We start from the raw sequence: 9,267 nt of genomic DNA on the forward strand, positions 1-9,267 counted from the left end.
GCAAGACGTTCGTGCTAATCTTCCGCCATGGGAAATCGCGAGGAACTGCTGGCCGGTGCCAAGAGCTGTCTGCTGGAGAAGGGCTACTCGCGCACGACGGCGCGCGACATCGCCAACGCCTCGGGTGTGAGCCTGGCCGCGATCGGCTACCACTTCGGCTCGAAGGACACGCTCATGAACGAGGCGTTGTTCGAGGCCATGCGCGAATGGGGCGACGAGCTCGGGGCCACGCTCACCGCCGACCTCAAGCCGGACGTCACCCCGCTCGAACGTTTCGAGAGCGCCTGGGACCGGGTCGTGGAATCGTTCGAGCGCATGCGGCCGCTCTGGGTCACACAGTTCGACCTGCTCGGGCAGATCGACCATCTGCCGGAGGTGCGCGCCCAGCTGATCGGCGTCATGGGCGAGGCGCGTACGGGGCTGGCGGAGTTGTTCCAGGGCATCGACCCGGCCGCCGAGCCGGAGCGCGCCCGCCTGGTCGGCACGTTCTACCAGGCCATGCTGACCGGGCTGCTGGGCCAGTGGCTGCTCGACCCCGCGAGCGCGATGAAGGGCCGCGACGTCGTCACGGCCCTTCGCTCGATCGTGTCCTAGAGATGCGCCGTCTCCTGGGCTGCCGTCGGCTTCGACGGGCACAGGACTCCGGCTCAGTCCCGCCAAGTCCGCGGCGTACCGTGCGGCGCGCTGAGATCAGGGTGCGGACCTGCGACGATACCGGTCGTGATTTCCTCGATCATCGCCGTTGGCGCCACACTCGTCGTCTGGTCCCTGATGGCCCGGAAGTTCGAGCAATGGCGGCTCACCGCGCCCGTTGTCGCGGTGGTGGCGGGGGCGCTCGTGGGACTGACGGTTCGCGACAGCATCGGGGAGACGCTCAACACGCACGCGGCGTTGCGGGCGGCGGAGATCATTCTGGCGGTGCTGTTGTTCATCGACGCGGCCGACGTCCGGGACGGGATGTTGGGCCGCAGTCCCGGCGCGGCGCTACGGGTTCTGCTGATCGCGCTGCCCTTGAGTCTGGCGCTCACCGTGGCCGTGGGGTGGTGGTTGCTGCCGGAGGTGGCGTGGCCCGTGCTGCTGGTGATCGCGTGCGTGGTGATGCCCACCGACTACGCGCCCGCGCAGGCGATTCTGCGGGATCCGCGGCTGCCGGCGCGGGTGAAAGACGTGCTCAACGTGGAGGGCGGATACAACGACGGGGTCGTGTCGCCGATCATCCTCTTCGCGTTGGTCCTGGCGGGAGACGGCACGAAGACACAGACGCCGGGGGACGCACTGGGTTCGGCCTGGCCTTCGGCGGCGAAGGCGATCCTGGTGGGCCTCGCGCTGGGGGCGCTGCTGGGCTTCTTGGTGAGCCGCGCCGGACGGGCGGGGTTCATGAGCACCCAGTCGAAGCGGCTGGTCGTGGTCGCGGCGCCGTTGCTGACGTACGGCACCGCGGTGGCCATCGGCGGCAACGGGTTCGTCGCGTCGTTCGTGTGCGGGTTCGTCTTCCATGCCGTACGGCAGAACGAAGAGACGCGCCGGGAGATGGAACTGATCGACGACATCGGCTTTCTGCTCGGAGTCGTCATGTGGTTCGTCTTCGGGACGGCGGCCTTGTTCGCGCTGTGGGAAGGTGTGGACTGGAGGCTGCTGGTGTTCTGCGTGGCAGCGCTGACAGTGCTGCGGATCGCGCCGGTGATGTTGTCGCTCATCGGGTCCGGAGTGCCTGCCAAGGAAGGGCTGCTCATCGGATCGCTCGGGCCGCGTGGGACGACGTCGATCGTGTTCGGGCTCCTGGCCTTCAACGAACTGCACGACGACGTTTCCATTCCCGTGCTGACGGCACTGGTGATCACTGTGCTCGGCAGCGTCGTCCTGCACGGGCTGGGCTCGCCCGTCGCCGCCCGGAGGTATCGGCTCTAGCTCAGCCGGCGTCCGTTCGAGGGCCGTGGATCGGTCCATAGGCGAAAAACCGAAATCCGTCCTAGCATCCTCCGGGACAACGGAACCGCCGCGAACGCGGGCACGGGCGCGGCGGTTCCTCGGCAACCTTCAGGTAACCGCAGGGGAGTCTACGTGACGCTGTTGGTAACAGGTTCGAGCGGAAAAGTCGGCAGGAGGGTGGTCGCCGGGCTGGTCGGCGCCGGTCAGCGCGTACGCGCGATGGCCCGTGACCCGCAGGCCGCCGCGGCTCTGCTTCCGGCAGGGACCGAAGTGGTCCAGGGGGACTTCGAACGGCCGGAGACATGGGCGGCCGTGCTTGACGGGGTGGAGCGGGTGCATCTGTTCCCGTTCGCCGGCAGGAGCTTCGTCGAGGCGGCGGTCGCGGCGGGGACGCGCAGGTTCGTGGTCCACTCGGCGGTGGCCGCCGGCTTCGACCCGGCCCCGGCGCAGGGGCCCGGCCAACCGCATGGGTCCGCGCTGCGGCGCCACCTTGATGAGGAGCGCGACGGGCATCGCATGGTCGAGCTGGCCGTCGAGGCCAGTGGGGCCGAGTGGACGCATGTCCGCCCCGGTCTGCTGGCCAGTGGCGCGCTCGACTGGGCTGAGGAGATCCGCGGCACCGGTGCGGTGCGCGCGCCGTACCCGAAATCGGGCAGCGCGCTCGTGCACGAGGCCGACGTGGCGGAGATCGCGGTCGCCGCGCTGCTCACCGACGAGCACCTCGGGGCCGCGTACACCATCACGGGGCCGGAGAAGGTCACCCAACTGGAGCAGGTACGGCTCGTCGGCGAGGCGATCGGGGAGGAGGTCCGCTTCGTGGAGCTGACGCCTGAGCAGGCGCGAGCGGAGTGGTACGACCCCGAGCAGGGCGTCGACCACGAGCTCCTGGACTGGGTGCTGGAGTTGCGAGCGGCCCTGGCCGACGAGCCGGAGCTGATACCCGCCACCGACACCTATGAACGCCTCACCGGACGGCCGCCCCGCACGTTCGCACAGTGGGCGCGCGACCACAGGGCGGACTTCCAGGTGAGCGGCAGGGAGGGCCGGCGATGACAGTACTGGTGACGGGAGCGACGGGCCGGGTCGGGCGCGGCGTCGTGGCCGAACTGCTGCGGGCGGGCGCACGCGTGCGGGCGCTGACGCGCCGCCCGGAGAGCGCCGGGCTGCCGGAGGGGGCGGAGGTGGTACGCGGCGACCTGGAGAACCCCGAGTCCCTGGCGGAGGCGCTCAAGGGTGTCGAGCGCATGTACCTGTTCCCGGTGGCGGAGACGGCCAGGGAGGTGGTCGCGATGGCCAGGCGGGCCGGGGTGCGGCGCATCGTCGTCCTGTCCGGAGCGCTGGCCGAGGAGGAGGCCGACGACGAGGAGGGCGGATACCGCGCGGTGGAGGTCGCGGTCCAGGAGTCCGGTCTGGAATGGACGCTCGTACGGCCCGGCGAGTTCGCCGCCAACTGGCTCGACTACGCCGCGGACATCCGGGAAAGGCGCGAGGTGCGACGGCCATTCGGCGAGGCGGTCACCAGGCCGACGCATGAGGCCGACATCGCGCTGGTGGCCGCTCGCGCCCTGCTCGAAGAGGGGCATGCCGGGCAGATCTACGTCCTCGCCGGCCCCGAGGCCCTGACAGTGGCCGAGCAGGTGCGGCTCGTCGGCGAGGCGATCGGGGAGGAGGTCCGCTTCGTGGAGCTGACGCCTGAGCAGGCGCGAGCGGAGTGGTACGACCCCGAGCAGGGCGTCGACCACGAGGTGATCGACTGGCTGCTGGACCTTTACGGCACGTCGTCCGGAGGGAGCGGCCGGGTCCCCGGCTCGGACGCCTTCGAACGCCTCACGGGCCGTCCGCCCACCTCGTTCGCCCGATGGGCGGCCGACCACGCCCACGACTTCCGCTGATCCGCACCGGCTCATCAACCAGATGAGCCGGTGACACCTGGCAGGGCTAGAAGGCGCTGATGGTGGCGGGCGCCCGCTCGGCCCTGCTCAGCGTGCGGATGACCGCCGTGGCCCCATGCCGGTGTACGGCCAGCCGCGCCAGCAGGTCGACGACCGGATCGATCACCGAATCCGGCAGCTCCGGCGTCTCGAGCCCCACGCTGGCCGCCAGGTCGTCGGAGTGCACGACGATCTCCATGAGCCGCGTGAGCAGGAAGTCGTCCAGCCGCAGCGACCAGCCGTTCCAGTCGAGGTGCACGACCCGGTCGGCCGGTTCCGCGGGCAGCGCCGCGGTGAGGTGGGCGAGCACCTCGGCCATCCGGCCGGCCAGCACGCCGGGACCGCAGGCGGCGATCGACTCGCCGCCCTGCCGGATGGTCAGGTTGCTCTCGTGGTCGAGCCCGGCCTCGACCCAGGGCGAACTGATGTAGTGCTCGATGAGCGCGATGGGCGGCTGGAGACCCGGTCGTGGCAGGACCTCGTCCACCCTGACCAGTTGGTGACCCAGATGTCCGGCCAGTCCGCGGACGCTGAACTCGGTCAGCGCGCTCGGCTTCTCCCACGCGGCGGCGACCGCGGGGTGGCCGAGTAGCGCGACCGCCGAGCCGGCGGCGATCAGGTAGGACTCCCGAATCTCACCCATGCGCATGCCTTTCGGAGGGGTCAGGTCGTTACTCGCGCCAACACTATCCCGCCGACTATCAGCGCCAGCGCCGCCATCCTGCCCACGGACACCGGGTCGTCGTTGAGCACGATGCCGAGGACGATCGCGCCCACGGCGCCGATGCCGGTGAAGACCGCGTAGGCGGTGCCGACGGGCAGCGTGTTCATGGCCAGCGACAGCAGGAACACCGCCGCCGCCATCAGCAGCAGGCTGACCAGGGTGGGGATGGGCCGGGTGAAGTTCTGGGTGGGCTTGATGCTCTGTGACCAGGCCACTTCGACCAGGCCGGCCAGGGCGAGGATGAGCCAGTTCACTTGGACGCCTCCTTGAGCGCGGCACGGCGCGACTCCTCGTGCTGCTCGCGCAGGTGCGACAGCCGCGGGTCGATCAGGGCGTTGGCCAGTTCGGTGCTGATGAAGGAGACGTCCTCCACGTCGAAATGGCCCTTGAAGAAGTCGCGCAGGTAGCGCTCCTGGTAGTCCATGGGCTCGCGGACGGTCCCCGGTCCGTAGGCGCCGCCGCGGGCGGAGGTCACCACGAAGCGGCGGCCGCGCAGCGACATCATCGGGAAGGTGACCTGGTCGAGCCAGGCCTTCAGCGACGACGGGATCGAGTAGTTGTACATCGGGGTCCCGATCAGCACGACGTCGGCGGCGACCACCTCGTCGAGCAGCGGCTTGAGCACCTGCCAGGCCTCGCGCCGGGCGGGGGTGGAGACGGCCTCGCCGTACCGGGAGATGTCGGTGATCTCGTGCCGGAGCACGTGGTCGCACAGCTCGGTCCAGGCCTCGGTGATGTGCGGGATCGGGTCGGCGGCCAGATCGCGGTAGAGGTATCCGGCACCGGGGTGGGCGGCGCGCCAGGCGTCGGCGTAGGCACGCGACAGCTCACGGGAGAAGGAGGTACGGCGGGCGCTGGCGTCCAGGTGAAGCAGCATGGGACTCTCCGGGTTAAGTGGACGGACTGTCCGCTTAAACGGACGCACTGTCCGGATATATTCCTGGGTATGGAAAGAGCCGATGCCGCCCGCAACCGGGCCAAGATTCTGCGGGCGGCGGCGGAGTTGTTCGCCGGCCGGCCGCCGCAGGACGTCACCATGGACGAGATCGCCAAGGCGGCGGGCGTCGGGCGGGGCACCCTGTACCGCCGCTACCCCGACCGGGCCGCCATCGCCGTCGCGCTGCTGGACGAGCACGAGCGCGCGCTGCAGGAGCGGCTCATGCAGGGCCCGCCGCCGCTGGGCCCCGGCGCGCCGCCGGCCGAGCGGCTGGCCGCCTTCTACGCGGCGATGTGCGACCTGCTGGAGGACCACGCCCACCTGGTGCTGGGGACCGAGGTGGGCAGGCAGCGCTTCGAGACCGGGGCCTACGGCTTCTGGCGCGTGCACGTGCGCTCGCTGCTGACCGCCGCCGGCACGCCGGGACCCGACGCGCTGGTGGACGTGCTGCTCGCGCCGCTGGCCCCGGAGGTGTACACGTACCAGCGGCGCGAGCGCGGCCTGACCAAGAAGCAGATCGCCGACGCCCTGGCCAGGCTGGCCACCGCCCTGTAAGCGCCTCGCTCCAGGCGGTCTTCAGGCCAGCGTGCGGTGGATCGTGGCGCGGATGAACGAGCGGGCCAGCATCGCCCGGCGGGCGCGGCCGAGCTTGGGGCCGGGCGTGCCGTAGCGGCGGGCCCTGATGTCGGCCACCACCCGCTCCGGCGCGCCCAGCTCGGCCAGCACGTCGAACGCCTCCCGCTTGGTGATCAGGCGGTTGTCCCTGAGCGTGACGGTCGCCCTGGCCACCGTGATCAGGCCGAGGTCGACCCAGATGTCCTGCAGCCAGCGCTTGAAGCCATCGGTCTTGAGCAGCCAGAAGTCGGCCAGGTCGGCGCGGATGAACGCGTGCAGTTCGGCGTCGCTGACCTCGGGAAGCAGGTCCGGTACGGCGGTGCCGTACAGCTCGACGGGGCTGGAGTGCAGCTCGCGGCGGGTCACGGCCGTGACGGGGCGGTGGAACAGCTCGCCGTGCGCGGCGGTGAGGTGCTGCGCGGTCAGGTCGGGCAGCGTGTCGCGGACGATGTAGGAGCAGTGGAGCAGCTCGGGGAAGCCGCGGTGGATCTCCTCCAGGCGGGCCGGGTCGGTGACCGGGGATTCGACGACGGCGATCAGGTCGAGGTCGCTGCGGCCCGGCTGGTAGTCGCCGGCGCCGAGCGAGCCGTGCGCCCACAGGGCGAGCAGCGGGACCTCCCGCCTGATCTCGCCGAGGAAGCGCGTGAGCAGTTGGTCCGTCTCGGTGTGCATGTCAGGCGCCGAACAGGGCGCTGACCGACTCGCCCTCGTGGATGCGGCGCATCGCCTCGGCCAATGCGGGCGCGATGGACAGGACGGTCAGCTTGCCGCCGGACTTGTGGCCGGGCACGGTGTTGGTGCAGACGATCTCCTCGACCTCGGGCCGGTCGCCGAGCCGTTCGATCGCCCCGCTGGAGAACAGCCCGTGGGTGCAGGCCACGCGGACGCTGTTGACGCCGCGCTCCTTCAGCCGGTCGAGCAGCTCGATCATCGTGGTGCCCTTGGCGATCTCGTCGTCGAGCACGATCACGTCCTTGCCGGCGACGTCGCCGATCACCGAGCTGATCACCACGCGGTCGTCGCTGAAACGCTGCTTGGCGCCCATCGCGACGTCGGCGCCGAGCCGCCGGGCGAAGGCCGCCGCCTCCTTGGCGTTGCCCAGGTCGGGGGAGACCACGACCGTGTTGGACAGGTCGTTCCGCCGGAAGTGCGCGGCCAGCTCCCGCAGCGCGTGCAGGTGGTCGACCGGCACGCTGAAGAAGCCGTGAACCTGCGGCGAGTGGAGCGTCATCGTCAGCACGCGGCCCGCTCCCGCGGCCACCATGAGGTCGGCCACGAGCCGGGCACCGATGGAGATGCGCGGGGCGTCCTTCTTGTCGGAGCGGGCGTAGGCGTAGTGGGGGAGGACGACCGTGATCCTGGCGGCCGAGGCGCCGCGCGCGGCGTCCAGCATGAGCAGGAGTTCCACCAGGTGTTCCTGCGTGGGCGGAACCAGGGGCTGGATCAGATACACGTCGCGCTCGCGGCAGTTGGCCTGCAGCTGCACTTCCAGGACGTCGTTGGCGAACCGTTTCACGCTGACCGGGTGCAAGGGCGTGCCCAGATGGGCGCAGATCTCCTCGGCCAGTTCGGGGTGGGCACTTCCGCTGAAGACAGTGATGTCGCGCACGCCACGCAGGATAATGGTCGGCGCGTTGACCACGCTTCGCTGTCGTGAGCTGCCATAACGTAGCGGCCATGCAACTGTCCCGTGGCCTGCGCCTGCTGATCGGCACCGCCGCCGCCGTCGTCGCGCTCGCCGGGATCAAGCACATGAGCCAGATCATCGGGCCCGCCTTCCTCGCGCTCACGCTGACCATCGCGGTCAGCCCGCTGCGCAGATGGCTGGCGCGCAAGGGCGCGCCCGGCTGGGTCACCGTGTTCGTGCCGCTGGCCACGGTCATCGTCGTCATGGGCGCCCTGGCGCTCTCCCTGGTGGTGGCGCTCGCCCAGCTCGCCGCGCTGGTTCCCACCTACGCCGCCAAGTACCAGGAGCTGCTGACGTCGCTCACTGCCGCGCTCGGGCGGCTCGGGATCACCTCGGAGCAGGCCAAGGCGATCTTCAGCGGGCTGGACATGGGCCAGCTCGTCAGAGCCGCGCAGGGCATCCTGACCGGGCTGCTCGGCGTGATGTCGGCAGTGGTGCTGATCGTGCTGCTGTTGTTCGGGATGAGCCTGGACGCGAGGTTCATGCACGGGGCGATCCAACGGCTGTCGCCGTCGCCACTGGTCTCGGCGCTGGCCGGGTTCGCCAAGGGCACCTGCAACTACCTGGTCGTCTCGACGTTGTTCGGGCTGATCGTGGCCGTGCTCGACACGGTGGCGCTGGCGATCCTCGGGGTTCCGCTGCCGTTGCTGTGGGGGCTGCTGGCCTTCATCACCAACTACATCCCCAACGTCGGCTTCATCATCGGGCTGGTGCCACCGGCGCTCCTGGCGCTGCTGGCGTCGGGCCCGTCCACCATGCTGTGGGTCATCGCCGTCTACTGCGTGCTCAACTTCGTGATCCAGTCGGTCATCCAGCCCAGGTACGCCGGAGCCTCGGCCGGGCTGTCGACCACGCTGACCATGCTGTCGCTGCTGGTGTGGGCCTACGTGCTGGGCGCGCTGGGCGCGATCCTGGCCGTGCCGCTCAGCGCGTTCGTCCGGGCCGTGCTGCTCGACGCCGATCCGGCGACCCGGTGGGCCACGCCCCTGGTCGCCGGGCGGGAGATCACTCCCCGTCCATGAGGCCGAGCTGCTCCAGCAGGTCGGCCGGGTCCCAGTACTGGCGGAAGTCGGCGATCTTGCCGTCCGTCAGCTCGGCGAAGATCGCGCCGCGCAGCTCCAGGCGGCGGCCGGTGGGCTCGATCTCCAGGTCGTCGTCGAGCTTGAGCGGGCCGGTGTGCAGGGCGGTCATCGTCCACTCCGCCACCACCGGGCCGCCGGGGAACTCGACCGGCACCGCCCGCACCTGGATCTCCGACAGGGCGTCGCTCCTGCCGACGGCCTCGGCGATGAGGTCCTCGATCGAGGCGATGTCCTCGCCCGCGCTCCAGCCGATCACGTTGGGCGAGTAGAACCTCCGGATCGCCGAGGCGTCGCCGGTGGCCGACGCGTTGAGCGCGCCGAGCAGGATGTTCGTAGCTTGTGCCATAAGTGGGTTCTTATCC

At 70.4% G+C, this 9,267-nt stretch carries 12 protein-coding genes; 6 read left to right on the forward strand and 6 right to left on the reverse strand.

Features of this window, described 5'->3' with window-relative positions:
• Nucleotides 1-27 precede the first annotated feature (27 nt).
• From ACFWY5_RS02970 to ACFWY5_RS02985, 4 genes are all read left to right on the forward strand, one after another.
• Nucleotides 28-594 carry a TetR/AcrR family transcriptional regulator gene (locus tag ACFWY5_RS02970; RefSeq protein ID WP_379615192.1) on the forward strand — a complete coding sequence of 189 codons (567 nt, stop codon included), beginning with the start codon at nucleotides 28-30 and terminating at the stop codon, nucleotides 592-594.
• Between the two features lie 126 nt (nucleotides 595-720).
• The gene (locus tag ACFWY5_RS02975) at nucleotides 721-1,908 is read left to right on the forward strand and encodes a cation:proton antiporter (protein ID WP_379630393.1); all 1,188 of its coding nucleotides are present in this window, start codon (nucleotides 721-723) and stop codon (nucleotides 1,906-1,908) included.
• Nucleotides 1,909-2,061: 153 nt separating this feature from the next.
• Nucleotides 2,062-2,982, forward strand: coding sequence for an NAD(P)H-binding protein (locus ACFWY5_RS02980; protein ID WP_379630394.1), 921 nt, complete (start codon nucleotides 2,062-2,064; stop codon nucleotides 2,980-2,982).
• Complete coding sequence (locus ACFWY5_RS02985; RefSeq protein WP_379630395.1) at nucleotides 2,979-3,821, forward strand: NAD(P)H-binding protein; 843 nt, start codon at nucleotides 2,979-2,981, stop codon at nucleotides 3,819-3,821. The genes ACFWY5_RS02980 and ACFWY5_RS02985 overlap by 4 nt, the downstream gene beginning before the upstream one ends.
• Nucleotides 3,822-3,867: 46 nt before the next feature.
• Here ACFWY5_RS02985 and ACFWY5_RS02990 read toward each other — a convergent pair whose 3' ends face one another.
• Genes ACFWY5_RS02990 through ACFWY5_RS03000 form a run of 3 tightly spaced genes read right to left on the reverse strand, consistent with a single transcriptional unit; the run spans nucleotide 3,868 to nucleotide 5,461 of the window.
• Nucleotides 3,868-4,503, reverse strand: coding sequence for a maleylpyruvate isomerase N-terminal domain-containing protein (locus ACFWY5_RS02990; protein WP_379615188.1), 636 nt, complete (start codon nucleotides 4,501-4,503; stop codon nucleotides 3,868-3,870).
• A 20-nt stretch (nucleotides 4,504-4,523) separates the two neighbouring features.
• Nucleotides 4,524-4,838: a multidrug efflux SMR transporter gene (locus ACFWY5_RS02995; protein WP_184958408.1), complete on the reverse strand. Its 315-nt coding sequence runs from the start codon at nucleotides 4,836-4,838 to the stop codon at nucleotides 4,524-4,526.
• Nucleotides 4,835-5,461, reverse strand: coding sequence for an FMN-dependent NADH-azoreductase (locus ACFWY5_RS03000; protein ID WP_379630396.1), 627 nt, complete (start codon nucleotides 5,459-5,461; stop codon nucleotides 4,835-4,837). The genes ACFWY5_RS02995 and ACFWY5_RS03000 overlap by 4 nt, the downstream gene beginning before the upstream one ends.
• Nucleotides 5,462-5,530: 69 nt before the next feature.
• Here ACFWY5_RS03000 and ACFWY5_RS03005 point away from each other — a divergent pair, with 69 nt between their 5' ends.
• Nucleotides 5,531-6,076: a TetR/AcrR family transcriptional regulator gene (locus tag ACFWY5_RS03005; RefSeq protein ID WP_379615182.1), complete on the forward strand. Its 546-nt coding sequence runs from the start codon at nucleotides 5,531-5,533 to the stop codon at nucleotides 6,074-6,076.
• Between the two features lie 21 nt (nucleotides 6,077-6,097).
• Here the strand turns inward: ACFWY5_RS03005 and ACFWY5_RS03010 are convergent, their stop codons facing one another.
• Together ACFWY5_RS03010 and ACFWY5_RS03015 are read right to left on the reverse strand one after the other, a co-directional pair.
• The gene (locus tag ACFWY5_RS03010) at nucleotides 6,098-6,808 is read right to left on the reverse strand and encodes a nucleotidyltransferase domain-containing protein (RefSeq protein ID WP_379615180.1); all 711 of its coding nucleotides are present in this window, start codon (nucleotides 6,806-6,808) and stop codon (nucleotides 6,098-6,100) included.
• A 1-nt stretch (nucleotide 6,809) separates the two neighbouring features.
• Complete coding sequence (locus tag ACFWY5_RS03015) at nucleotides 6,810-7,745, reverse strand: ribose-phosphate diphosphokinase (RefSeq protein ID WP_379615178.1); 936 nt, start codon at nucleotides 7,743-7,745, stop codon at nucleotides 6,810-6,812.
• Between the two features lie 68 nt (nucleotides 7,746-7,813).
• Here ACFWY5_RS03015 and ACFWY5_RS03020 point away from each other — a divergent pair, with 68 nt between their 5' ends.
• Nucleotides 7,814-8,845, forward strand: a complete 1,032-nt coding sequence (locus ACFWY5_RS03020; protein ID WP_379615176.1) for an AI-2E family transporter — start codon at nucleotides 7,814-7,816, stop codon at nucleotides 8,843-8,845.
• Here the strand turns inward: ACFWY5_RS03020 and ACFWY5_RS03025 are convergent.
• On the reverse strand, nucleotides 8,829-9,251 hold the full coding sequence (locus ACFWY5_RS03025; RefSeq protein WP_379615174.1) for an ester cyclase: 423 nt from the start codon (nucleotides 9,249-9,251) through the stop codon (nucleotides 8,829-8,831). The two genes, ACFWY5_RS03020 and ACFWY5_RS03025, sit on opposite strands and share 17 nt — an antisense overlap.
• Nucleotides 9,252-9,267 lie beyond the last annotated feature (16 nt).

This window comes from Nonomuraea sp. NPDC059007 (assembly GCF_042740555.1).
GTDB lineage: Bacteria > Actinomycetota > Actinomycetes > Streptosporangiales > Streptosporangiaceae > Nonomuraea.